Source organism: Mycobacterium sp. NPDC049093 (assembly GCF_040704635.1).
In the GTDB taxonomy this organism is placed as follows: domain Bacteria; phylum Actinomycetota; class Actinomycetes; order Mycobacteriales; family Mycobacteriaceae; genus Mycobacterium.
The window spans coordinates 945,971-971,074 of record NZ_JBEZJS010000002.1 but is presented as its reverse complement, the minus strand read 5'-3'; the positions used below and the strand labels follow the sequence as shown (position 1 = coordinate 971,074).

At 67.9% G+C, this 25,104-nt stretch carries 21 protein-coding genes; 5 read left to right on the top strand and 16 right to left on the bottom strand.

From position 1 onward, the window contains the following. Window positions 1-108: 108 nt before the first annotated feature. The 3 genes from mycP to eccCa are packed head-to-tail and all read right to left on the bottom strand — an operon-like array spanning window position 109 to window position 6,919. Window positions 109-1,491: a type VII secretion-associated serine protease mycosin gene (mycP, locus tag AB0876_RS10180; protein WP_526041885.1), complete on the bottom strand. Its 1,383-nt coding sequence runs from the start codon at window positions 1,489-1,491 to the stop codon at window positions 109-111. Then, window positions 1,491-2,918: a type VII secretion integral membrane protein EccD gene (gene eccD / locus AB0876_RS10175; protein ID WP_526041884.1), complete on the bottom strand. Its 1,428-nt coding sequence runs from the start codon at window positions 2,916-2,918 to the stop codon at window positions 1,491-1,493. The genes mycP and eccD (AB0876_RS10175) overlap by 1 nt, the downstream gene beginning before the upstream one ends. Next, window positions 2,915-6,919 (bottom strand): type VII secretion protein EccCa, encoded by a 4,005-nt coding sequence (gene eccCa, locus AB0876_RS10170; RefSeq protein WP_526041883.1) that lies wholly within the window; start codon window positions 6,917-6,919, stop codon window positions 2,915-2,917. The genes eccD (AB0876_RS10175) and eccCa overlap by 4 nt, the downstream gene beginning before the upstream one ends. 27 nt (window positions 6,920-6,946) lie before the next feature. Here eccCa and eccD (AB0876_RS10165) point away from each other — a divergent pair, with 27 nt between their 5' ends. Continuing rightward, window positions 6,947-8,467 carry a type VII secretion integral membrane protein EccD gene (eccD, locus tag AB0876_RS10165; protein ID WP_526041882.1) on the top strand — a complete coding sequence of 507 codons (1,521 nt, stop codon included), beginning with the start codon at window positions 6,947-6,949 and terminating at the stop codon, window positions 8,465-8,467. Here eccD (AB0876_RS10165) and eccB read toward each other — a convergent pair whose 3' ends face one another. Then, window positions 8,468-9,973 carry a type VII secretion protein EccB gene (eccB, locus tag AB0876_RS10160; protein WP_491840187.1) on the bottom strand — a complete coding sequence of 502 codons (1,506 nt, stop codon included), beginning with the start codon at window positions 9,971-9,973 and terminating at the stop codon, window positions 8,468-8,470. 62 nt (window positions 9,974-10,035) lie between these two features. Between eccB and eccE the strand changes: the two genes are divergently transcribed. Together eccE and AB0876_RS10150 are read left to right on the top strand one after the other, a co-directional pair. Continuing rightward, window positions 10,036-11,742: a type VII secretion protein EccE gene (gene eccE, locus AB0876_RS10155; RefSeq protein ID WP_491840186.1), complete on the top strand. Its 1,707-nt coding sequence runs from the start codon at window positions 10,036-10,038 to the stop codon at window positions 11,740-11,742. Between the two features lie 15 nt (window positions 11,743-11,757). Beyond that, window positions 11,758-12,477 (top strand): DUF5336 domain-containing protein, encoded by a 720-nt coding sequence (locus tag AB0876_RS10150; protein WP_526041881.1) that lies wholly within the window; start codon window positions 11,758-11,760, stop codon window positions 12,475-12,477. Here the strand turns inward: AB0876_RS10150 and AB0876_RS10145 are convergent. Further along, on the bottom strand, window positions 12,451-13,584 hold the full coding sequence (locus AB0876_RS10145; RefSeq protein WP_526041880.1) for an acyltransferase family protein: 1,134 nt from the start codon (window positions 13,582-13,584) through the stop codon (window positions 12,451-12,453). The genes AB0876_RS10150 and AB0876_RS10145 overlap by 27 nt on opposite strands. A 48-nt stretch (window positions 13,585-13,632) precedes the next feature. Between AB0876_RS10145 and AB0876_RS10140 the strand changes: the two genes are divergently transcribed. Together AB0876_RS10140 and AB0876_RS10135 are read left to right on the top strand one after the other, a co-directional pair. Next, window positions 13,633-15,102, top strand: a complete 1,470-nt coding sequence (locus tag AB0876_RS10140; protein ID WP_491840183.1) for a glutamate-cysteine ligase family protein — start codon at window positions 13,633-13,635, stop codon at window positions 15,100-15,102. Between the two features lie 18 nt (window positions 15,103-15,120). Further along, window positions 15,121-15,801, top strand: a complete 681-nt coding sequence (locus tag AB0876_RS10135; protein WP_526041879.1) for a class I SAM-dependent methyltransferase — start codon at window positions 15,121-15,123, stop codon at window positions 15,799-15,801. Between the two features lie 16 nt (window positions 15,802-15,817). Here the strand turns inward: AB0876_RS10135 and AB0876_RS10130 are convergent, their stop codons facing one another. From AB0876_RS10130 to AB0876_RS10080, 11 genes are all read right to left on the bottom strand, one after another. Further along, window positions 15,818-16,129, bottom strand: coding sequence for a hypothetical protein (locus tag AB0876_RS10130; protein WP_526041878.1), 312 nt, complete (start codon window positions 16,127-16,129; stop codon window positions 15,818-15,820). Continuing rightward, entirely contained in the window at window positions 16,129-17,262 is a 1,134-nt protein-coding gene (gene egtE / locus AB0876_RS10125) for an ergothioneine biosynthesis PLP-dependent enzyme EgtE (RefSeq protein WP_526041877.1), read from the bottom strand. The genes AB0876_RS10130 and egtE overlap by 1 nt, the downstream gene beginning before the upstream one ends. Further along, a complete protein-coding gene (gene egtD / locus AB0876_RS10120; RefSeq protein ID WP_526041876.1) occupies window positions 17,259-18,224 on the bottom strand; it encodes an L-histidine N(alpha)-methyltransferase in 966 nt (321 codons plus the stop codon). Before egtD ends, egtE begins: the two co-directional genes overlap by 4 nt. Then, window positions 18,221-18,913 (bottom strand): ergothioneine biosynthesis protein EgtC, encoded by a 693-nt coding sequence (egtC, locus tag AB0876_RS10115; protein WP_526041875.1) that lies wholly within the window; start codon window positions 18,911-18,913, stop codon window positions 18,221-18,223. Before egtC ends, egtD begins: the two co-directional genes overlap by 4 nt. Beyond that, a complete protein-coding gene (gene egtB, locus AB0876_RS10110; RefSeq protein WP_491840177.1) occupies window positions 18,913-20,187 on the bottom strand; it encodes an ergothioneine biosynthesis protein EgtB in 1,275 nt (424 codons plus the stop codon). The genes egtC and egtB overlap by 1 nt, the downstream gene beginning before the upstream one ends. Continuing rightward, the gene (gene egtA / locus AB0876_RS10105; protein WP_526041874.1) at window positions 20,184-21,455 is read right to left on the bottom strand and encodes an ergothioneine biosynthesis glutamate--cysteine ligase EgtA; all 1,272 of its coding nucleotides are present in this window, start codon (window positions 21,453-21,455) and stop codon (window positions 20,184-20,186) included. Before egtA ends, egtB begins: the two co-directional genes overlap by 4 nt. Window positions 21,456-21,531: 76 nt before the next feature. Further along, window positions 21,532-22,173: a sensor domain-containing protein gene (locus AB0876_RS10100; RefSeq protein WP_169619451.1), complete on the bottom strand. Its 642-nt coding sequence runs from the start codon at window positions 22,171-22,173 to the stop codon at window positions 21,532-21,534. A gap of 17 nt (window positions 22,174-22,190) precedes the next feature. Beyond that, on the bottom strand, window positions 22,191-22,718 hold the full coding sequence (locus tag AB0876_RS10095) for a hypothetical protein (protein WP_491840175.1): 528 nt from the start codon (window positions 22,716-22,718) through the stop codon (window positions 22,191-22,193). A gap of 113 nt (window positions 22,719-22,831) precedes the next feature. Next, window positions 22,832-23,272: a Fur family transcriptional regulator gene (locus tag AB0876_RS10090; RefSeq protein ID WP_055118294.1), complete on the bottom strand. Its 441-nt coding sequence runs from the start codon at window positions 23,270-23,272 to the stop codon at window positions 22,832-22,834. 50 nt (window positions 23,273-23,322) lie between these two features. After that, window positions 23,323-23,781: a hypothetical protein gene (locus AB0876_RS10085; protein ID WP_491840174.1), complete on the bottom strand. Its 459-nt coding sequence runs from the start codon at window positions 23,779-23,781 to the stop codon at window positions 23,323-23,325. Window positions 23,782-23,974: 193 nt separating this feature from the next. Further along, a complete protein-coding gene (locus AB0876_RS10080; protein WP_491840173.1) occupies window positions 23,975-25,099 on the bottom strand; it encodes a DUF4185 domain-containing protein in 1,125 nt (374 codons plus the stop codon). Between the last annotated feature and the right edge of the window lie 5 nt (window positions 25,100-25,104).

Sequence of the window (25,104 nt, the reverse complement as noted above, 5' to 3'; positions counted from 1 at the left end):
CAACGCGGCAGCCCGGGCCTCCACCTGGTCCAATTCACCAGGTGCCAGGTCGTCGAGCGATCTGGGCTCGCCGATCGGCCGATTCTCGTCCGGCATCTTTCCCCTAACTCACCTGGTCCGTCGCCGGGCAGCAGCCACCGCTACCGCCGCCACCATCAACGCAAGACACGCCGCGGTGACGGTGAAGACGATCCTGCGGGCCCGCACATTACCCGGATCAGGTTGCGGTGGCCCGCTGATCGGTGAAGAGGCAGTGACATCGCGGCGGTCGGCCGCAGGTGACAGCTGGTAGGTCAGTGCCGCGACAGGGTCCACGACTCCATAACCCGTGGCCTGGTTGGGTCCATTCCCCGGGGTGCGGGCAGTGCGTTCGACCAGATCCTTCACTTCACCAGCGGTCAGACTCGGATACCGCGACCGGATCAACGCCACCACACCCGATACGAACGGCGCCGCGAAGCTCGTGCCGTTGAGCGGGGCCAGCCCCTGCTGGCCGAACTGCGCGTTGCTCAGCCCGGGCCCGCCCGGGTCCAGCGAGGTGACCCGCTCACCGGGTGCGGCCACCGCCACCCACGGCCCGTGCAGGCTGAAGTCGGCCGGGGTGGCCGATGTGGTCACCGCGCCGACGGTCAGGACATAGTCGGCGAACCAGGCCGGGCTGGCGATGGTGCTGACGCTGTTCCAGCCGTTGTGCAGCGGTTGGTTCGGATCGTTCATGTTGTTCTGCGCATTGCACATGCTCTGGCTGTTGAAATTGCCCGCCGCGGCCACCACCACGACATTACGTTCGTAGGCGTAGCGCACCGCGCGCCCGAGTTCACGGTCGTCCAGGCCGGCCGAAACAGGCGCGCAGGCCACCTCGGACAGGTTGATCACCGTGGCGCCGAGATCCACCGCCCGGGTGATCGCGAGCGCCAGGGTGTGCGTGTTGCCGTAGCCGATCGACGTCGCGTTGGGATCGTCGTTCTGGCTGCTGCTCGTGCCCGCGACGCTGTAGGCATCGCTGTTCTGGCGGATCGACAGGATCGAGGCGTCGGGGGCGACCCCGGCGAAGCTGTCACCGTCGGCGGGCGTGGCGGCGATGATCCCGGCGACCAGGGTGCCGTGCGCGTCGCAGTCGACCAGGCCGTCACTGCTCGACACGTAGTCACCGCCGGGCTCGAGTGCGGGCAGCCGGGGATGCCGGTTGACGCCGGTGTCGATCACCGCCACCTTCTGCCCGGCACCGCGGGAAAAGCGCCAGGCCCTGCGGTATTCGAGCATCGCCTCGGCGCTGGTCTGTTTGGTGAAGTCGGTGCCCGGCAGCACGCCGGTGGGGATACCGCAGATCGCCTTCAGTTCGGTGGGCTGCGCCGGTGCGACGGGCCCGCTCGGTGGCGGTCCGGGCTCGACCACGGGCGGAGTCACGGCACCGGCCGGGGGTGCCCCGAAGCCGGCCAGCGCCACGGTCAGAACGACGGTCACCACCGCCGAGTACCGCCGGGCGCTCACTAGCCGCCCAGCCGTTCGTACAGTCCGAGCGGCCACAGCGCCAGCGGTATCACCGCCGCCACGGCCACGTATTCCAGATACCCGAAGACGGTCCGGAACCGGCGAACGTATCGGACCGTGACGCCGCCGACCGCGACCACCGCAAGCACGGCGACCCCGGTGAGCTGCAATGGCCACACCCCGGACTGGGCCTGCACGCAGGTGATCAGCACGAGCCCCAGCGCCGGTACCCCGAGCGCTACCCGTTCCGGCCAGGTGGTCGTCCGACGAACGTGCAACGCCAACACCGACGCACAGATCAACGCGAAAGCGAAGGCGGCCCAACCCGTCTCGACCCGCATCAGCACGGTCGCAGCGATCAGTGCCACCGCCGCCGCGCCGGCCTGCAGGCCCGAGCGGGTCAGCACCGCCGCATGCACCCTGGCCCACACCTGTTCCGCGCTGGGCATCGGGGTACCCGAAGGGACCGGTCCCGTCGACGTCGTGAACGGGTCATCGGTGCGCGATGGCTCGCTCGATGCCACCGGGTACTGGTCGAGCCGCGCCGTCAATGCAGGCACCGCCAGACATCCGAACACCGCAATGACGGCGACGACCGTGGTCACCATCGCGACCGGCACCCCCAACGCGCGGCTCGCGAACGCCACGGTGCCGAATCCCAGCACGACCGCGGCGGACACGTACGACCAGTGACCCGCACCGATCACACGGTGACAGATCGCGGTGAGCCCCAACAACACTGCGCAGGCACCCGCCAGCCCGGCGACACCGTGCGGTGCAGCCACCACCCAGCCCGCCGCGGCGCCGACCGCGATCACCGACGGACCGACCGCGGCGGCGATATCGGCCCGGCCCAGCATCCGGCGCGCGAGTGCGCCACCGGCGACCAGCGCCACGCTGGTCAGCGCTGTCGCACCCAGGATCACCGGCCGGTGCGGCGACAACGCCGGGGCGAGCAGGAGCACCACCCATACCGCCGAGCACAGCCACAACCCGGCGAAGGCCATCGTCCCCGCCGCGGTGGCATTCCACGCCGCGTACGAGGCCCGGTTCAGCCGGGCCGCCGCATCCACCACGTCGTCGTACAGAGTGGGCGGGGACAACGCCCGGCGAGCCGAGAGATGCAGCAGCTCACCGTTTTCCACGCCGGTCTCGCGCAGGGTCCGATCGGGGTCCAGCACGCCGGCCCCACCTGCGCGACTGAGCACCCAGAACGTCCGTCGCTCGTCGCGGTCGGCCAGGTCGTCACTGCGCTCGGCGTCGCGGGACTTGATCAACCGGGCCAATTCCGGCAGGAACGCCGCCACCGGCACATCGGCCGGCAGCGCGACGTCGAGTTGGGTGCGGCCGCCCACCACGGACACCCGTATCGCCTCGGGCGCCGCGGACACCACGTGCAGCTCCCGGAGCTCCTCGACCCCGGTCACAGGTCGGGCATCCGGGACAGTTGAACCACGCCGCTACGGGTGGTCCGCGAGACCAGCATGCCGCGGCCCGGAGGCATCGGCCCGGCCTTGTATCCGCCGAACAGGCCCCCCTCGTCTCTGCTGCCGCTCATCACCAAACCGTTGCAGGACAGGTCTTTCAGGCGCCCGACGATCGGATCCATCATCGCCCGCCCGGCACCACCGCTGCGCCGGGTGACCACGACCCGCAGGCCGATGTCACGGGCCTGCGGCAGATACTCGACAAGCGGGCCGAGCGGATGGCTCAGCGACCCGCCGGGGATCAGGTCGTAGTCGTCGATCATCACGAACAGGTCCGGCCCCGACCACCAGGACCGATCCTTGAGCTGCTGCTGGGTGATGTCATTGGGCGGCAGCCGATCCTTGAGAGCACCGGCCAGGGCCATCATCAGATCCGTGCATGACTGCGGAGCCGTCGCATAGCCGCCCAGGTACTCGTCGGGGACGACGCCCAGCATCGAGCGGCGGAAGTCGACCAGGATGATCTTGGCCTCCACCGGGCTGGCGTTCTCCATCACCCCGGCCGCGATGTTGCGCAACAGACCGGTCTTGCCGCATTCGGTGTCGGCGAACGCCACCAGGTGGGGCTGAGAATCGAAATCCAGGACCACTGGCGCCAGTTCGTCCTCGTTGATGCCGATCGCAATGCGGGCCTTGCTCAGTTGCCCGGCATCACGGGCCTCCCGCACGACGTCGTCGCGGTTCACGTCGTGTGGCAGCATCCGCACCCTCGGCGCCTCGCGGTCCTGGTAGTGCGCGCGGACAGCCTCGACGGCACCGGACACGCCGGCGGGCAGATCCTCCACTGCGGAACTGGAATCGAGCCTGGGCAACCCGATCAGGATGTGCAGTCGCTCGGAGTTGATTCCGCGTCCGGGCCGCCCGATCGGCACCAGCTCCGCAGACCGCCGCGCCACCTCGCTGTCGATCGGGTCACCGAGACGGAGCTCGACGCGGGTACCGAGCATGTCCTTGACCGCGGGCCGGATCTCCATCCAGCGCGACGCCGTGATCGCCAGGTGTACGCCGTACGACAGACCCTGGATCGCCAGCGATTGGATCACCTGGTCGAGCGATTCGAAGTCGCTCTTGATCGACGCCCAGCCGTCGATGACCAGCACCACGTCACCGAACTTGTCCTGGCTCACCTCGCCTTTGGCCTTGCGCTGACGGAAATCCCGCATGGATTCGATGCCGAGTTCGCGGAACAGTTGCTCGCGGGACCGCAACACCCCGGCCACCTCGGCGACGGTACGCCGGATCGCGTCGGCATCCATCCGGCCGGCCACCCCGCCGACATGCGGCAACTTCGCCAGGCTCGTCAGGGTGCCGCCACCGAAGTCCAGGCAGTAGAACTGCAACTGCTCGGGAGTGTGGGTCGCGGCGGCGGCCAACATCAGCGTGCGCAGCGTGGTGGACTTGCCCGACTGCGGCCCACCGACCACCGCAACGTTGCCCTGGGCGCCGGACAAGTCGACCATCAGCACGTCCCGGCGCTGATCGTAGGGCCGGTCCACCACACCCATCGGCATCCACAACCGGCCGTTGACATTTGCCGGAGCTGCCCAATCAGAGTCCGGCAGAAGCTCGTTCACGGCGGGACTGTCGTCGAGCGGCGGCAGCCAGACCTCGTGGGCGGGCCTGCCGTGGCCACGCAGCCGGCTGACGACCATATCGAGCAGTGTCTTCTTGGTGGGACCTGAGCTGGCCCGCTCCGGCTCGGTCTCCGGCATGTCGTGCGGCAGCGGCACCCGCTCGGGCACCGGATCCTTCTTGACCGGCGTCGCGGTGAACAGCTTCGGCGCGAGCGCACCCAGCTGGGTCACCCGACCGGTGCGCGCCGACACCCGCGGCTTGACGTACTCCCCCGAGACATAACACGCGTTGAACCGGATGGGTTCGGAGGCATCGCATTTCAGGAACGCCGAACCGGGCACGCTGGGCAGGTGATAGGCGTCGGGCACGCCGAGCACGCTGCGCGACTCACCTGCCGAGAACGTCTTGAGGCCGAGCCGGTAGGACAGGTGCGAGTCCAGGCCGCGCAGCTTGCCCTCCTCCAGCCGCTGCGACGCCAGCAGCAGATGCATGTGCAGAGACCGGCCGAGCCGGCCGATCATCACGAACAGCTCGGCGAAATCCGGCTTCTGGGACAACAGCTCGGAGAACTCGTCGACCACGATGAACAGGGCGGGCAGTGGTTCCAGGTCCGCACCCGCCGCCCGGGCCCGCTCGTATTCGGAGACGTTCGGGAAATTGCCTGCGGCGCGCAGCAGTTCCTGGCGGCGGTTCATCTCACCGGCCAGCGCGTCGCGCATGCGGTCCACCATCGTCAGTTCGTCTTCGAGGTTGGTGATGATGGCCGCGATGTGGGCGATCCCGTCCAGACCGAGGAACGTGGCCCCACCCTTGAAGTCGACCAGCACCAGGTTGAGCTGCTCCGGAGAGTGCGATGTGATCATCGAAAGCACCAGGGTGCGCAGGAATTCGGACTTTCCCGATCCGGTGGCACCGATACACAGCCCGTGCGGGCCCATCCCGCCCTCGGCCGCTTCCTTGATGTCGAGTTCGATGGGCTGACCGTTCGGGGTGATCCCGATCGGGACCCGCAGCCGTTCTCGCAGGGACCGCTGTCGCCACACCTGTTCGGGCACGATCGCGGCGGCGTCGGGGATCTTCAGCAGCGCCATCAGGCCGGGGTCGGCGGCCCGCGAATCGGCCTCCAGGCTGACGATGTGCGCGGCGTTCGCCGGGCGGTAGCGCCCGATCCGCCGAGCCGTGGTCTCGGCCTCGGCGATCGTGATGGTGTCCGGGGTCGCGAACCGCTCGACCCCCACTGCGGTGCGGGCGGCCACGTCGTCACCCTCGACCACCAGTTGCAGGCTGCGCCGCGCCGAGGCGCCTGGTCGCAGGCCATTCAGGTCCAACAGCGTCACACTGTCCAGGCCGGCGTCGGTGATCAACTGCTCGTCGCCGGTGACGAACCCGTCGTCGAGTACGACGACGAGTTGCTTGAGCCCCTGGGTCGGCTGCGCATTGCGGGTGAACCGGCCACGTTCCGCCAGCTCAGAGGACAGCGCGGTCTCCATCAGCTCCAGCGTGGGGAACAGCAGCCGCATCGAACCCATACCGTCGCGCGTCACCGCATGCTGTGCGTGCGGCAGCCATTTGACCCAGCTCCAATTCTCCCCGTCGGGGTTGGCCGTGACGATCGCCACCTGCACATGGTCGGGTCCGTGAAAGGCGCACAGTTCCAACACCATCGAGCGCACCAGTTGCCGCGCGAGCGCACGTTCACCTTCGAAGGTGATGGTGGGAAACGCCCGTAGCGACACCGCGGTGGGCAGCGCGTGCACCACGGAATGGGTCTTGACGAACCGGCGCAGCGCCACGGTCGACACCGGCTCCAGGTCCTCCGGCGGTCCGGTCTCGGGCGCCATCAGCCGGGTCGCCAACCGGTGGGTCCCGATACCGACCCGGATATGGCAGTAATCCGCATCGCTGGGCCGCCGCTCCCACATCCGACGGGTGCCCACCACATCGGTCAACGCCCGCGGATCGGGATGGCTCCACTCCAGCGCCGTGCGTTGTTCGGCCCCGGTGGTATCGGCCTCCTCGCGAAGATTCGCCAGATAACTGAAGTAGTCCTTGCGTTCCTCGTTGAGCTCGGCTGCGGCTTTGCCATTTCGGTTCCCGCCGCCCATGAACATGCCGACCATCGACATGATCATCATCATCGGAAAGAGCAGGAACATCGGGCTTCTGGCCATGTCCCGGCCACCGACCGTGACCATCAACGCGATCATGCCGATGACCGCCACCAGCATCACGAACGGCATCAGGCGCATCGCCAGGTTGCCCGGGATGGCGCGCGGAACCTCGGGAGGTGGGGCCAGGCTGACCTCGCCACCGGGCATCCTCGGTGGCGCCACCCGAAGTCGGCGCACGAATCCCTGCGTACTCAACCTGCCCTCCCGGAGCTGCGGTGCCGGATGCTGGGTATTGTTCGGGTCAGCAATCCCATTGCGCAGGAGGCCGACTGGATTGTGACCCTACTTGAGTCAGAGCTCGAAGCCGAAGCTGAACCCGAACTCAGTCGCTTGACCTTGGTGGTCGGCGAGCTGAACATCGATGTCGGGCTGCCTGCCCACGTCAGCATCGCCCAGTACATTCCCGATGTCATCGATATCGCGAATGAACAGATCTCCGCGAGTGACTCGGTCATCGAATTTGACGCTGCCGACGGGAATTGGACGTTGGCACCGCTGGGCGGCGAACCGATCGCCCCGCACCTGTCTCTCGGCGAGGCCGGCATCTACGACGGTGACCTGCTGATGATCTGTGCGGTAGGCCAGCCGGTCAGCCCACTGCTGTTCGACGACGTCGACGACACCCAGACCGTCGAGCAGGGAACCGTACGCGGCTGGGTCGCCGGCAACGCGTCCGCATTGGCCGGCTTCGGCGTCACCGCGGCCGCCGCGGTGACACTGGCGTCGGTGTTGTCGCACTGGACGGCCCGCCCCGCCGTACCCGCGGCGGTGCTGGCCCTCGGCGTGATGGGGCTGGTGCTGGCCTGCCTGGTGGCGCACCGGCCGGCGGCCACCGCCGCGCCGGCCTGGACCACCGCGGTGTCGGCGCCGCTGGTGTTCGCCGGATCGCTGTACGTGGTGCCCGACGGCGCCGGCATCACCTCCCTGCCGATGGCGTTCGCCCTCACCGCGTTCGGCGCCCTGCTGGTGCTCCTGGTCTCGGGAACCGGATCCGCCGTGTACACCGCGATCATCGCGGGAGGCACTTTCGGCGGCGTCAGTTCGGCCGCAATGTTGCTGTGGCAGCCGCCCATCCGCACGGTGGGCGCTTTGCTCGCGACCGTGGCCGTTATCGTCGTCTACCTCGCCCCGCGGGTGACCATCGGCCTCTCGAAGCTGCCGATCCCCCGAGTACCGACAGCGGGCGAACCGCTCGACGACATCGAGACCCAGGGCGGTCCCACCGTCGAGGGCGTCAACGCGATCGGCAAGCAGATCATCCCCACCGAGGAGGATCTGATCAGCCGGGTTCGGCGGGCCAACCAGCACCTCACCGGCATTCTGGTCGCCGCCGCACTCGCCGCCGTGGTGGGCTGCTATCTGGCGGTGGATGTCAGCAACGGGTTCTACTGGCAGGGAACGGTTTTCGCCATCATGGTGGCGACCGTGCTGTGTCTGCGCGGCCGCGGCCACCATGACCTGGTGCAGTCGGCGACACTCATCGGCAGCGGGCTGACGATCGCGGTTGCCGTGGTCCTCAAGACCGCGGTGAACGTCGAAGGGTGGCAGGTCCGCGCGGTCGTCGTGCTGCTCGCGCTGATGGTGCTGATCCTGGCCTGCGGGCTGGCGGCACCGTTGCGCGAGTTCTCCCCGGTGATGCGCCGTCAGGTCGAGATCCTCGAATACATCGCAGTCGGATCGCTTTTCCCGTTGTGCTTCTGGATCATCCGGGTCTACGCGTTCTTCCGCGAGATGCGCCTCTGACTAGGGCTTACCGGTCGACACCTTCGTGCTGTCCGGGTCGGCGGCCATGCCGTCATGCGCGACGAGGGCCGCTTCCTGGGACAGTTCCGGCCCGGGCGGCAGCAGCGATATCACCGGCCACGGCGCCCACTGCGGGGCATTGGCCGGGCCGTCGGGAACCTTGACACCGCTGACCCCGAGCGCCTCGGCCGTCGGCAGATCCTTGATGTGGTAACGCACTCCGGTGTCGGAGACGTAGAACAGCTGCCCCGTCGAGCGGCTGTCCGGGTCGTTGCCCGTGGCCTGCACGTACTCCCCGGCCCCCGGCGTCAGATACACCGAATCCACGGCGGGCCCCGTCCCATCGGCGCTGGCCAGGCGTACCGTCTGCGCTCCCTCGGCGGTGGGCAGCCGGTGCCCGACGAGCAGCCGCACCTCGGCCCGCGCGTCGGTGTTGGATCGCTGCCAGCCCATACATGCCACCCGGTCGGGATTGGGCGACACGATCCGGGGCGACACCAGCGGGTAATGGTCGATCGGCAACCGGTGCACCGTCGGCACCTCGGCCAGTGTCGCCGGGGCGATCTCGGCAGCCTGCCCGGTGGCCACCTCGCCGGACGCGCCGTACCGGATGATGTCAGCCGTGGCCTGCGATATCGGCTGCAGACCTTCGCGCAGCACGACGTAGAGCTGTTCGCCGCGGGAGTCGACGGACTTGACGACGGCGCCGACGGGATGGTCCGACCCGAGCGGGCCGGGCTCCCCCGAGCCCTGGATCAACACCGGCGTGATCGGATCGACCAGCGGGAAGGTGTTGAGCAGGGACAACGACATCGGTCGGGTCGCGGCACCCTGGAGGTGAAGTCCGTTGACCAGGACCGGATCTGACAGGTCGATCGGAGCGCGCACGCCGCGGTAGACAAGATAGGTGGTCCCGCCGGTTGCGGTGAGGATCGCCTCGGCGGGATCGACCGGGCGGATACCTCCGTCGAGCACCGGATCGTTGGCCAGGACGGTGGTCTGCAGGCTGGGCATACCAGTGGTCTCGGTGACCGCCGGTGTCAGCAGGTTGTCGCAGACGGTCCACGACGACATCGCCAGGTCGTCGCCGCCGCTGATGCCCGCGGGGGCACCGACGATGCCGACCATGGGGCCGCGCGGCACGGCATCGAGGAATTTGTCGTCGACCTGCTTGGGACTGTCGCTCTTTCCGACGATCAGGCGGGCCGACGCCAGATTCAGCACGGGATGGATCTGATCACCGATCCGGACGAACGGCGCACCGCTGGACTTGCTCAGCACGATCTGCGAATCCCCGAGATTGGGGGCGGGCTTGAAGAACGCCATCACGGCCGACGCTCCGGTGATCAGCACAGCGATCACCGCGCCCACGATCAGAGCCCTGGTCTGCCCCCGCATCGGGTCGTGGATCATCCGCGAATCGCCCCGGATGAGCGCGTGCTCGAGCCTGCGGAGCAGGAAACGGTAGCCGTTGACTTGGGCGCGAGTGGTAACTTGCGCTGGCATGCGTAGGGTATAGCACGTCCGCACCACCTCGACATCACAACCGAGGGGCCTTTTGAAATGCGATGCGTCCATTGGCTTTCGCAGCAAAGCTGACCACCGCCGGTGATACCGGTCCGCAGCGGGTCGTCCCCCTGGTCGACCTGATCGCCCTGCAAATACTCGTCGTCGTCGGCATCGTCGTCGCGCTGGGGCTGGACCGACCCGGTTGGCAGGGTGCAGTCGCGGGTCTGGTGGTGGCCCTTCTCCTCGTCGCCCCGATAGCCAGGGGCACGACAGCGCCCAGGGCGCTGGCGTTGCGCGGGAGCTTTCGGCGCAACCGACGACGACGCACCGGTAAATCTGCGCCCGCGTCACTGCCTGCCGAACCGTTCGACGTGCCGACTCCCGACGGCCAACAGATCGGATTCCGTTGGAACGGCACAACTTTGCTGTCGTTGCTCAAGATCGACGAAAACCCCAGGGCGTTGACGGTTTTGGAGCCAGGGGTCACAGTTTCCGGGGAGATGGTCCCGGTGCAGGCTCTGCTGGACTGTCTGCGTCAGTTCGATATCACGCTGGAGTCCATCGACATCATCAGCCAGGGCGCCCGCTCGGCCGGCCACACCGACGTCGCCGCGGTGTACGACTCCGTGCTGGGACCGCTGCCCGCGATCGCGCAGCGCACCGTGTGGATTGCCGTGCGGTTCAACCCGTCACGATGCGCAGAGGCGGTCCGGCGCCGTGGCGGCGACCGCGACGGCATCCTGCGTGCCGCCACCACCGCGACCCGCCGCGTCGCCAACCGCCTGGCCGAGGCGGGCCTGCAGCCCCAGTTCTTGTCCGCGAGCGGCATCGCGGCGGCGACCAATCAGCTCAGCGACGGGGTCAGCCTCGGCACCGTCGAGGAAACCTGGGAGGACTGCCGCGAAGGCCAGTTCCGGCTGTCCAGCTTTGCCGTGCAGCCGAACATGCTGACCACGGCCGGCCTCGGATTGTTGTGGACGGTTCCGAGCTACTCCACCACCGTGTGTCTGTCGCTGCGTGAGGCTGCCGATCACGGCAGCGAGGAAGACCTGGTCCAGGTGCGCGGACTCGTCCGCTTCGACAGCGACGTGCGCGTTCCCACCCAGTTGCGCGGCCTCACCCCGTTGCACGGCCAGCAGTTCTCGGCGCTGGCCGCCACGCTGCCGATCCCGGCGGTCCCCGGGTCCCGGCAGATCGAGCACTGGGCGTCCGGCCTTCGCGCCGACGCGCTCAGTGAGCTCGCGCTGCCTGCCTCGGGCTGCGGCCAGGTGATCGGCGCGGACCAGGAGGGCCGGGCGGTGGCGCTGCCGCTGTTCGGTCCGCAGATCCGTCGGGTGGAGATTGTGGGGACCCTGCACCTGGCTCAGCAGGTGGTGCTGCGCTCACTGGCGTTGGGGGCCCGGGTGCTGGTGCACAGCCGGCGTCCGGCCTTCTGGCGCGACATGGTCGAGGTGGTCGGGCGCCACGACCTGCTGTGGGTGGCCGACTTCAATCGGCGCGCCATTCAGGCCGGGTCGGAGCGCAACTACACCGTCGAGATGTTCGACGGTGTACCGGAGCAATCGGTGCGGATCGGGGTCACCGCCATGGTCGTGGCCCCGCCGAACACCCGGCCATCCGATCAGGCCGACGTGGTCCTCGACCTGATCTCGCTGGAACACGACACCGTCAAGGTCAGCACCCAGGCCGGCTCGGCGGTCGTCACGATGGTCGCCACCGACGACGAGATGCGTTATCTGAGAGCATCCGCGAACAGCATCGACTGATGTGAAGGAGTGATCGTGGTCAATCCGCTTCACCGCAACCTGTCCATCCTGGTGGTGGTGCTGGGCCTGGCCGGCTACGGCGTCAGCTTGGGACCGGCGGACGCCGGCGGCGGCAACGACTGGCACGTCCGGTTCGCCGTACTGGCCGCCCTGACCGCCGCTATCGGATTGCTGCCCAATCAGACTGGTCGCACCTGGCTCAGCGCCCTCCTGGCCGCCGCGGGCTTTCTCGACGCGCTGTCCAGCGTCGTCACCGCCGGCTCGGGCTGGGTGCTGACCACGATCGTGATACTCAACGGACTACAGGTCGCGGCCGCCGCCGCGGCCCTGTGGCTCGCACCGCAGCCGGCCGCAACCACTGCCACCGGCGGATACGAGGCCTACCTCGACTACTACAACCAGGCCGTACAGCAGTACTACCAGCAGGGCGCTGTGGCACAACCGGATTCGGCGCAGCGCAGTGCCTACGGACAAGCCTATGGCCAGGCGTATGCCCAGTCCTATGCCCAAGCCCCGGCCGCCACCCGGGCCACGCAACAACCAGCCCAGTACGGCGATTACGCCGATCTGCTTTCGACGCAACAGGATTACGGCCGGAGCGCCGCCGCAGCGCCGGCTCAGCCCGAAGGGTCCGTCGCCCCGCCCGGGCGCGCCGGAGCGGGTCCGGCCCAGTCACCCGCCACGCACGTGCCGTACCGCGCCGACGAATCAGCGCGGCCGGGTCAACCGATGTAGCAGCCAGGCGAAGGGCACCGTGACCACCAACGTCACGAGGAACAGCACGGTCGCCGAACCGGTGTACACGTGCCAGCCCAGTACGAACTCCATGACCAGGTCCATGGCGACCACGTGCAGCAGGAAGATCTCGTAGGAGATCTCGCCGAGAGCGACCATCGGTCGGCTGCCCATCACCCGCGCGTACAGTCCGTTGTCCCCCAACGCCAACGGAGCCACCACGAGCGTCGCGATGAGCACGTAGAACATCGTCTTCGCCACGTCCTCACTCACGCCGAGTGTGAGCGCGGTGGTGGTACCCGCTATCGGGGTCGAGACCACCAGGTAGCAGGCCAGCGCGAGGGGCAACGTCGCCATCGCGTAGCAGCGCACGCCCATCCGCGCCAGTACCGCCAGCATCATCCCCCCGACGAACCAGACCAGATAGTGCGGCAGCCAGGCCCCTCCGCCCACCGGCAGCCAGTCGGTGTTGTGCAGCAGGACCAGCCAGAGCGGGCTGATCGCAGCCAGGCCGGTCAACCCGACGAGCAGCAGCACCGGCCGAAACCGCCTGCGACACAACATGACCAGCAGCAGGTAGGCCAGTAGCGGCAGCACCGCGTAGAACGCGACCTCGACCGCCAAGCTCCACATCTGGCTCAACCCCTGATGCAGATACTCCGTGAAGTAGTTGTCGCTGTAGATCTGGGCCAGCGTCAGATTGCGCAGCAGGCCGGCCCAGGTGTGGCCGGGATTCGGCTGCACGGGCCGCAGCTCGTAGATGCCGTAGACGAGCAGGACGGTGACGACGTATGCGGGCATGATGCGGCGGAACCGGTTTCGCGCATAGCGGCGGACGCTCGGCGCATCGGAGTCGGCGGCGGCCGCCCGTACCCACGGACCGAACAACAGCAACCCCGAGAGCACGAAGAAGATCGCCACCCCGACCTCGAGGCGCGCGCTCATCAATCCCACGTACCCCTGCGAGAGCAGGCCGGTGCCGTACGCAGCGTGGGTTCCCATGACCGTCAGCGCGGCGACCGCGCGCACCCCGGTGAGTGACGCGACACGATCCGCGTGCGAGACCTGCTCGAGTCCGCCCTGATCGTCCTCCACCTCTGACGTCATTTGGCCATTCTGCTGCGCGCACAGCCATTCGCGTTGTTGCATCGCGGTGTGGGTGAAGAGGTCAGGAACACCGAGTTCAGCCGCGCGCACCGGCAGGAGTACCGGCGCAAGGTGCAGCTGTGCCTGGACGTTTTCGAGACCATGCTGGCCCAGTCGAGTTTCGAGTTCGAGCGTCCGCTGACCGGCATGGAAATCGAGTGCAACCTCGTCGACAGCGAATACCAGCCCGCGATGACCAACCAGGAGGTGCTCGCCTCGATCGCCGATCCGGCCTACCAGACCGAATTGGGCGCCTACAACATCGAATTCAACGTTCCACCACGTCCGCTGCCCGGCCGGGCCGCGCTCGAACTGGAGGAAGAGGTGCGGCTCAGCCTCAATGCCGCGGAGACCAAGGCCAGCGAGGACGGCGCGCACATCGTGATGGTGGGCATCCTGCCGACGCTGATGCCCGAGCATCTGTCGGGCCCGTGGATGAGCGAGTCCACGCGGTATCAGGCACTCAACGACTCGATCTTCACCGCTCGCGGCGAGGACATGCCGATCGACATCTCCGGACCGGAACGGCTCAGCCTGCAATCAGCGTCGATCGCGCCGGAGTCCGCGTGCACGAGCATGCAGTTGCACCTGCAGGTGTCCCCCGCCGACTTCGCCCGCAACTGGAATGCAGCCCAGGTGCTGGCCGGGCCACAGCTGGCAGTGGGGGCCAACTCGCCCTATTTCTTCGGCCATCAGCTGTGGGCCGAGACCCGCATCGAGCTGTTCACCCAGTCCACGGACACCCGGCCCGACGAGCTCAAAGCTCAGGGCGTCCGGCCGCGGGTCTGGTTCGGCGAACGGTGGATCACCTCGATCTTCGACCTGTTCGAAGAGAACGTGCGGTACTTCCCGTCCCTGCTGCCCGAGCTGTCCGACGAGGACCCGGTGGCCGAGCTCGCGGCGGGCCGGGCACCTCAGCTGGCGGAGCTGCGGCTGCACAACGGGACCATCTACCGGTGGAACCGCCCCGTCTACGACGTGGTGGACGGGGTCCCCCATCTGCGGGTCGAGAACCGCGTGCTGCCCGCCGGCCCGAGCGTCGTCGACATGCTGGCCAATGCGGCGTTCTACTACGGCCTGCTCCGGACACTGTCCGAGGAGGACCGGCCGCTGTGGACCAAGATGAGCTTCGCCGCGGCCCACCACAACTTCGTCGAGGGTGCCCAGCACGGGCTCGACGCCCGGTTGTACTGGCCCGGTCTGGGCGAGGTGACGCCCGATGAGTTGGTGCTGCGCAGGCTGCTGCCGATGGCGCACGACGGGCTGCGGCGCTGGGGTGTGGCCGCGGAGGTGTGCGACCGCTATCTGGGCGTCATCGAAGGCCGTGCCAAGACCGGCCGCACCGGGTCGACCTGGCAGGTCGCAACGGTCCAAGCCCTTCAGGCACAGGGGATGACCAGGCCCCAGGCGCTGGCCGAGATGCTACGACGCTATGTGCAGCGGATGCACAGCAACGAGCCCGTCCATACCTGGGATTGAGACGCGTACGTTGGAGGAATGACTTCTGAACAGGTCTTGGACTGGGATGGCGCGTACAAGGGGGAAGCAGGTTTCGAGGGTCAGCCGCCGTGGAACATCGGTGAGCCACAACCCGAGCTTGCAGCGCTGCACCGGGCCGGGAAGTTCGAGAGCGACGTGCTCGACGCAGGCTGCGGGCATGCCGAGTTGTCACTGTCCCTGGCGTCCGACGGCTACACCGTCGTCGGGCTGGACCTGAGTCCGACGGCGATCGCCGCGGCCAACAACGCCGCGCAGGTGCGCGGGCTATCGACGGCCAGTTTCGCCCAGGCCGACATCACCTCGTTCACGGGGTACGACGGCCGGTTCAGCACCGTGATCGATTCGACCCTGTTCCACTCCCTGCCCGTCGAAGGCCGCGACGGGTACCTGCGCTCCATCCACCGGGCCTCGGCGCCGGGTGCGCACTACTACGTGCTGGTGTTCGCCAAGGGTGCCTTCCCCGCCGAGTTGGAGACCAAGCCCAACGAGGTGTCCGAAGACGAGCTGCGCGCCGCGGTGTCGAAGTACTGGGAGGTCGACGACATCCGGCCGGCCTTCATCCATGCCAATGCCATGGCGGTGCCCGCGGATGTTCCGTTCGAAATGCCGCCACATGACCGCGACGAGAAGGGCCGGATCAAGTTCCCGGCGTTCCTGCTGACCGCGCACAAGGGTTAAGCCGCGCGGCAACCCGTCATGTACCAGAACGTTTACCGTCGACGGGCGGATCGGGTTGGCTGTCATTCGCGGAGTAGGCGTAAATAGTGCCGCGGAACTTGAGGTACGGGGTGCTCATGAAGGCCCGAAACACCATCACGCCACCGAACAGTAGAGAGAGTATGAGCCCCAACTTCCAGTTGGGGGGATATCCAATGAAGAATGCTGACGCTGTGGCGATGAAAAACCCGCACCAGAAGATGCGCCGTCCGAGCCGACGATTGTGGCGAGGCGCCAGGTAGGGAAGCAACAGCCCTGCAAACGTCATCACAAAGAAGAGAAGCTGCACTACTGGCCGCTTCGTCGCCCAGGCACGTCCCGCAATACCCCGGCGAACTGCTCCAGATCCTCGGCAGTCGTGTCGACATGCGGTGACACCCGCAGCACCGGCTTGCTCATCTCGAACGGTGCCCGCGCCAGTTCACATGCGGTGGTGACGATCCCGAGTTCGGCGATCAGCCAGGCCCGCACCGCGGTAGGATCGGCACCATCGGTGGGTTCGAGCGTGGTGATCGCGGTGGGTTCATCGACACCTTCCACGACGCGCCAGCCGGGCACCCCGGCGAGGATCTGCCGCGCGGTGCGGCCCACCTCGGCGAGCCGGCCGCGGACGAGATCCGGTCCAGCGGCGAGGTGTTCACCCAGAGCAACCGAGTATCCGATGCGGGTCGCCGCATTGTGCTCACCGTGCTCGAAGCTCTGCAGCACCGACACGGGCACATCCCACGACGCGGGCGGGAAACGCCGCTGCAGCCGGGCGGCCAGTTCCGGTGCCACCGCCAGGAAGCCCACGCCGCGGGGCCCAGCGAGCCATTTGCGTGACGACGAGTAGATGGCGTCGGGGCTGACGTTGCAGTCCAGGTGCCCGAACGCCTGCGCAGCATCCACCACGATCGGGACCCCCGCCTGGCGGCACACCGCGACCATCTCGGCCAGCGGCTGAGCCAGCCCGCGGTGGCTGGCCAGCGCGGTGAAGTGCACCAAAGCTGGTGGATCAGAGGCGAACCGGCGAGCCACCTCGTCGACCACGACCCGGCCGTCCTCGTCGACAGGCAACGCGCGCACCTGAAAACCGTTGGCGGCCATGACCGCCAGGTTTGGCCCGAACTCGCCGGGCAGGCAGGCCAGGGTGCGCTCTCCTGCCCAGCTGCCGAGCAGCAGATCCAACGAATGATTGGACCCCGTCGTGTACACCACGTCAGCGGCGTCGAGGCCGGTCAACGCTGCAACCGCGGCCCGCCCTGCTGCGAGCACCGGCGCGGCTGCCTCGGCCGCGACGTACCCGCCGACTTCGGCCTCATGACGGGCATGCGCGGTGACCGCGTCGATGACCGCGAGACTCTGCCGCGAGCAGGCGCCACTGTCGAAGTGCAGGCCTGCGACCTTCGGCCGGGCGTCGGCCCACTGCTGCGCGAGGCTCATTTCACCGCCAGAGACAAGCCGAAATCACCGGCTTCATCGGTCCACCAATGGGTCTGCTGCAAACCGGCTTTCGCCAGCTCATCAGCAACCCCGGCGGCCCGGAACTTGCAGGACACCTCGGTCAGCATCTCCTCGCCGGCACCGAATGCGACGTCGAGATCCAGCGCCGCCACACGAACTTGCTGCGGCTCATCCGCCCGCAGCCACATCTCGATGCGCTCCTCGTCGGGATTCCACTTCGCTACGTGCTCGAAGGCGTCGAGATCGAAATCGGCGTCCAGTTCACGGTTCACCACCGACAGCACATTGCGGTTGAAAGCGGCGGTCACACCGGCACTGTCGTCGTAGGCGCTGACGAGCCGCTCGGTGTCCTTGACCAGGTCGGTACCCAACAGCACGCTGTCGCCGGGCTGCAGGGTGTCGGCCAGTGACGCCAGGAAATCCGCCCGCGGACCTGGGGTGAGGTTACCGATCGTCGACCCGAGGAAGGCCACCAAACGGCGTCCGACTGCCGGGATCTTGCCCAGGTGCTCCTCGAAATCTCCACATACCGCGTCAATTTCGATGCCCGGATACTCCTGGCCGATGGCATCTCCGGCAGAACGAAGCACACTGGCGTCGACGTCGAACGGGATGAACCGGCGCAACTGGCCGCCGTCGCGCATCGCGTCGAGCAGCATTCTGGTCTTCTCCGAGGTGCCGCTGCCCAACTCGACGAGAGTGTCGGCACCGGCAGCCGCAACGATCTCCGGCGAGCGGTGCGTGAGGATCTGCGCCTCGGTTCGGGTCGGGTAGTACTCGGGCAGCCGAGTGATCTGGTCGAACAGGTCGCTGCCCACCGAATCGTAGAACCACTTGGGTGGCAGCATCTTCGGCGACTGGGACAACCCCTCGCGCACATCGCGACGGAGCGCGATGGCGGCGGAATCGGCCGCTAGATAGTTGGACAGGGTGAGCGTCATACCGAACCTTTCAGTGGGGTGAGCTCGACGTCAGAGCCGGCCACGGTGACGAGGTGCCGGTCCGGGATGTCGGACCAGCCGGGATCGTCGTCGTAGGGTTCACTGGCGAGCACAACGCCGTCCGGCGTTGCCAGCATCGACAAGGTGTCGCCCCAGGTGGTGGCGATCATACGAGAACCGTTGGCAGCCAGGATGTTCAGTCTGGCATTCGGATCCAGCGTGCCGACTTCGACGATCGTCTGCCCCAGCGCGTCGACACCACGCGCGAAGATCAGCGCCGCCAGCACCGCGCTGTCCACAGTGGATTCGGCTTCCCCGGTCAACGGCAGAACCGCACGGTCCACCACCCCGTTGTGCGACAGCAGCCACTGCCCGTCGGTGAACGGCGCCGAGGCCGAGGGCTCGATCGGCATGCCGATGGTCGCCGAACGCACGGCCGCGACCACGCATCCACTGATCAACGCCGGCGCGACCGAGGCGAACGACGCATCGCCCCACAGCGGCTTGTCGCTGCGCCACCGTCGGGCCACACCGGAGTCGAAAAACCCCGCGCCCCAACCATCGGCGTTCATCAAGCCGTTCTTCTGGCGACGGGGCGCGTACGACTGCACGAGCAGGCCCTGCGGTGGATCCAGCATCAGCGAGGCCACCGACCGCGGTGCGCCAAGCCACCCGATGTGCCGGCACATCAGACGTCCCAGGCCAGACGCACACCGGAGAAGATCTGCCGCCGGATCGGATGGTCCCAGTTACGGAAGCTCGGGCGCAGTATGTCGGCGGACACCGCCCACGAGCCGCCGCGCAGGATCCGGTAGTCGCCGTCGAAGAAGGGTTCGGTGTAGCGGTCGTAGACCATCGGGGTGAAGCCGGGCCACGGCCGCAGCGGGGATGTGGTCCACTCCCAGACATCGCCCAGCATCTGCTCGACGCCATAAGCCGACGCTCCGGTGGGATAAGCCCCCACGGGTGCGGGCCGGCGCGCCTCACCGCCGAGGTTGGCCAGCGCCTCGGTGGGTTCCGAAGTACCCCAGGGGAATCGGCGCCGGATTCCGGCCTCCGGATCCCAGGCGCAGGCCTTTTCCCACTCGATCTCGGTGGGCAGCCGGGCCCCGGCCCACGCGGTATAGGCCTCGGCTTCGAAGAAGGTGACGTGCTGGACCGGTTCGTCGGCCGGAATGGTCTCGATGTGGCCGAACCTGGTGCGGGTTCCGTCGGGACCCCAGAACGCGGGCGCCACCAAACCCGCTTCCTGACGATGCGCCCATCCGCGTTCCGACCACCAACGGGACTGCTGATATCCGCCGTCGTCGATGAACTCGCGCCATTCGGCATTGGTGACCGGCACCCGGCCGATCCGAAAGGAGGCCACGTCGACAGAGTGCGCCGGACGTTCATTGTCCAACGAATGCGGTTCGGACAGTTCGTCGACGCCGAGCACGAACGAGCCGCCCGGGATCAGCACCGAGGTGCCGGCCACACCAGGGCGACCGGCGGGCAACGCGCTGCCGGTGTCGAGCAGTGGTAGCCCGGTCCGCATGTTCAATGCCTGCAACATGGTCTCGTCGTGCTGGTTCTCGTGGCTGATCACCAGACCGAAGTTGAACGCGGGGTCATCGGTGTCGAGGGAGTCGAGTGCATCGAGCGCCTTGGATCGCACCGTCGCGCAATAGGTTCGCGCATCCGCCGGCGGTAACAACGGAAGGTCGACGCGACTGGCCCGCGAGTGCACGAAGGCGTCATACAGCCGGTCGACCTCGGGATCCAGGATGCCCGGACGGTCCGAGTTGCCAGCCCGTAGCAGCCACAGCTCCTCCTGCTGACCGATGTGGGCGAGGTCCCAGACGAGCGGGCTCATCAACGGGCTGTACTGGCGGTGCAGTTCAGCGTCGTCGAAGTCGACCAGGCGCAGGGTACGTTCCCGCGCCCGGGTGAGCTGCTGCGCCAGCGCCTCGCGTGTCGTCAAAGCTCGCCCTTCACCAGTTGGCTCATCGCAGAAGCGATTCCATGGCCCACGACCTGGTCGGCGAAATCGTCGGCCGGGCAGCGTCCCTCCTGGACCGAACGCGCCAATCGCTCCATCGATTCCGCGAGGTCTGACGGCGCCCGCTCCGCCGCCGCCGACACGCACGCGATCGCCGCGTCCTGCAGCCGTTGATCGGTGAGCCCGATCCGGGCGGCCCGGTCCCATGCGGTGGCAACCGGGGCCGTCGCCTCGGTGGCGATCGCGGCCGCCTCGGGATCGTCGAGAAGAGTGGTCAGCATGAACACCACCGCGGGCCATAACGCATCCGGCACGCTGTCGAGATAGCGGATCTCCAACCAGCGCCGCGGCCGGACCGGCGGGAACAGCGTCGTCAGGTGGTATTCGAGGTCGGCTTCGGTGGGACGGCGGCCGCCGAGCACCGCGCGTCCGTCGGCCCAGTCGGCGAACGGGACCCAGTTGGTCACGGGGACGGCATCCGGGGTGTTGACCAGCATCACCGGCGCCCGCAGCGCGTAACGCGCCCAGTCACTGGCCGGATCGTCCCCGTCGGCGCCCAGGACCGGGCCACAGCGGGCGGAGTCCAGCTGACTCCACACACGCTGCCGCGAGGACTTCCAGCCGGTGAACTCCCCACGCAGCATCGGCGAATTCGCGGTGATGGCAATCATCGTGGGACCGAGGGCATGCGCCAGCCGCACCCGCTGCGCCCAACCGTCCCGCGGCCCGGCATCGAGGTTGACCTGAACCGACGCGGTCGACGTCATCATCGCCGCCCCCGGCTCGGCCGACCCGCTGGCCGCGAAGAACGTCTCCATGGCCTGATAGCGCGGACCCGGGTTGACCCGTTGAGTGGGCCGCACCGGGTCGGCACCCAACAGCACCAGACCCAGACCGCGGCGTTCGAACTCCGCCCGCAGCACGGCCCGATCGGCGAGTAGGGCGGCGGTCGCGGCCGACGGTCCGTCGGTCGGGGGGCCGGACAGCTCCACGGCGCCCCCGGGTTCGACGGTGATCCGGCTGTCGCCGGGCAACGCGGGCACCGACGCGATCACCTCTGAGATTTCATCCCAGCCGGGGCGTCGCAGTGGATCCTGGAGGTCGAAACAGTGTGCCTCGATCTCGAGGCCTACCTTCCCGACCGGCCCGTCATCCAGACAGCGGGCTTCGATGAACGCCGCGGCGTGTTCGGCGCTGGTGAACTCGACGGGAGCTAGACGGGCCGCATCGGTCGTGACGGGTACTGCCAACGCAACCACCCCTCCCGGTCCTCACCGGATCAAACGGCTCGGTTCTGTTCCATCATCCAGATAGGACCGACATCTTCTACTGCCCCAGCGTGTTCTGCATGGCTCCGGCCAGCACATTGACCGCGGGACCTGCGTTGCCGGACTGGCACACCTTGGCTTGTAGCAGCACGTTTTCCCGTTTGCGGGTGGTGTTGAAACAGCGACGGTCGGTTCCGGCCTCCTGTTTCACCCAATCTGCGTCGGTAGCGCTCGCCGGGCCGCCGGTGAACGTCCACACCTGAGTGACGAAGTTGTCCAGGTGCATCGCGGTGGTCTGGCCCGAACACCCGTTGGTGCGGTCCACCACGCGGTGGAAGGCACGGTCGGCGGCCTCCGGCGTCGCGAACACCCCGATGGCCTGTTTGACGAAATGGCTGTCGTCGCCGGCCGCCGTCTGGGTGGTCGCGCCGTTGAACGAAGCGAGGTCCGGGTCGTTGAACACCTCGGGCAGCCCGACATCGGCCCAGTTGTTGCACACCGGGTTCTCCACCGAGAAGCCCTGGAACGGGACAGTGAACTCGGATTCCCACGTCATCGGGGCACCGATGATGTTGCCCACCGAACCTTTGGGCATGACGGCATAGGACACGACACCAGGATCCGAGGGGCGCGCACCCGCAGGTGCAGCCAATGCCAGCGCGAGACCGGCCAGCCCGAAACCGACAGTCAGGGCACGCATGGCCTCGATCATGCCAGTTAGTGAACCGTCCGCGTGCAATAGGTTCGCGCCGGCGACGGATAAGGCCAGGCGTAGTGCCCTGTTTCGGCTGGGCAGGCCGACCCGTCCCGAACGTCGAGGCGCTGTGTCACCTGGACCATCACCCCTGGGCCGCGCTCGGTGCGCGCGGTGCAATCGGCCAGCTCCACCATGCCCGCGGGCATGCCGAGTTCGTAGCAGTGGTTGGCGACGAGATTGGGGACCAGGCACAGGCGTGCGGTCGACGGATCGGCGAGCGCGGCGGGCAGGTGCTGGTACTCGGCGCTCGGGCAGGCCCCGGTGCGGTCGGCGATGGCCCCGACGGTGTAACTGGGGTCGGTGTCGCAGGAAACTCGGCCGGCCCGGGTCACCTCAGGGGCAGCGGGTGTGGCGGCCGGGACGCTCACGCAATCGCCGACCGCGAAGACCATGGCCGCGCCTCTCCCGGGATCCGCGCCGCCGCTGCATCCGGCAGCCAGCACCGGCACTGCGAGCAGTGCGGCCACCAGCGTCCGATTGCGGGTCATGGTTAGCGAGAATCTCACGATTCCGGGGGTCTCACCCGATGCTTGGCTGAAAAGCCAGGCGCCCCGGCCACCAAGGGGTAGTGGCCGGGGCGTCCGTGGGCTGCAGAGTGGTCTTATGCGGTGACGGCGCTCTTCTGGCAGTCGGCGCAGATTCCCCAGAACACGACCTCGGCCTCGTCGACGGCGAAACCGGCGAGGTCAGAGGGCTCCAGGCAGGGGGTCTCGCCCACTGCGCAATCGACGTCGGCGACCACGCCACACACCCGGCAGACCAGGTGATGGTGGTTGTCGCCGGCGCGGGTCTCGTAACGCGCCGAGGAACCTGCAGGTTCGATCCGACGGACCAGACCCGCGTTGACGCAGGCGCGAAGGACGTCGTAGACCGCTTGGGTCGACACCGAACCGAGGTTCTCGCGAGCCAGGCCGGCCACATCGTCTGCAGTCGAATGAGGGTGGTCGGCCAGCGCCTGGAGAACCGCGACCCGCGGTGCGGTCACGCGCAGCCCGGCAGCCCGCAACAGGGCCTTGGGGTCGTGTTCATGCACCGTGGTCACGGCTCCAGTATGCGCGCTCTTTGGAGTCAGTCCAAAAGAGTGGGCTGTGATTATGGTCGCGCGGGCGGTGCCGGTGTCGGCGGGGTCTCAGGACGCTCAGAGCCGCCGCCCGGACCGCCGGGTCCGCCAGGCCCCCATCCGGGGCCGCCCGGGCCGAATCCGCCGGGCCCACCGGGACCCCACGGCGGCATCATGCCGTGCCGTGGCCCCATCTGGCCCGGGCCGCCACCACCGGGTCCGCCGTGGTGGAACATCATCATGCCGCCACGGTCATGGCCGCCGCGATGGTGATGGCCGCCGCCATCGGAATGCGCGCCGAGGAAGAAGCCGGTGCCGAAGACCACGGCGACGATGAAAACGCTGCCGGCGGCGATGCCGACCCACGCGAGCGCCTGCATGAGCCGGCTCGGCTTGTTCTCGGCGGGCGGGGGTGTCACTACTGCCGGCTGAGCCGCCGGTGCGACCACCGGCTCGGTCGCAGGTTCAGGATCGGGGGGTGTTTCAGTCATGACACGAGCATGCGAGCACTGCTGAGGTGCAGATCAAGAATTGGCTATGAATCAGCTGTGAAGGCCCGGGACGCGGGCTGAGTCCACTTCGCCGTTTTTGACCCAGAGGGTGCTCGCACACGCGGACCACAGCCCTGCGGTAGAAATCGGCGCGAAGGCGCACGGGAGGGCGTGCGCGAAGCGAAGGCGAGCGCTACTGCTCCCACGGCTTGAATGGGTTCACCGCGTACTGGATGACCCGGTACGGGGTGCCACCGCGCGCCATGGTGTTCCACTGGCTGATGAAGACCCTGACCTGATCCAGCGTGGATCCCGGTGAGATGTAGCCGCCATAGGGCTGGGCCAGCTGGTTGACCTCCGGCGGGGGCAACGAGTCGACCGGGTCCGGCCAGGCACTGGCGAACACGACCGTCGTCACCGGTGCACTACCCAAACCGGTCGGGTCGTAGGCGACCCGCACCTCCATGTTTCCGTTGGTGGCGTTGAAGTAGGACAGCACGGGCTTGCCGTCGATCTGCCGGATGCTCATCTCCCCCACTCGGTCGGAGAACAACGCCGTCGGCGGCTTACCCCAACCACCCGACGACGACCACCCCTGCCAGCCGGCCCGGTCGGTGAAGTTCTTCGGGTTGGCCCGGTACAGGAACGCCGGGCTGCTGCGGTCGAAGTTGTTGGCCAGGATGTACACCCAACCGCTGGGCGAATCCGGCGCCGGGACCGGGTCGTAATAGCCGGTGATCTGTGACTGGGCGCCGCCCTGATACTTGGCCTCCCGCACCGACCCCGGGACCGTTGGCCAATTAGGCTGGGCCGCATCGGCTTTCACCAACCGGGAACTCTGCGGCCGCAGTTCCTTGGTGGTGGTCACCAGCATGTAGTTCTCGCGGTTGATCGAGATCACGCCGGCAGGCAACTGCGACGACCCGGGCGGCGCGGCGTCGGCCAGCAACGGCTTGTCCACCCCGGTCACACCGCGGTAGCGGACGCCGCCGGCATCCTCGATCGAATCGGCATCCACATGCAGCGCCACCGGTGAGTGCCAACCGCCGAAGCCGACGGCCTGTCCCGCGAAGCTGTCACCACAGACCTGCAGCACCCGACTGGGGAACTCCATGAACTCACACAGATCGGTGGCACCGATGCCGTAATCACGGGTGGGAGTACCGGTTCCGGCGCTCGGACCGATGCGTAGCACCTGACCGGGGGCCAACGGGGGCACCACCGGATCGCCGAAGGCGGGGTTCGCATGGGCGGTAGGCGCTTGCCAAACCGCCGCAGCAAGTATCGCGACAGCGGCGAACCTGCGGGCTGGGCTCACCCGCG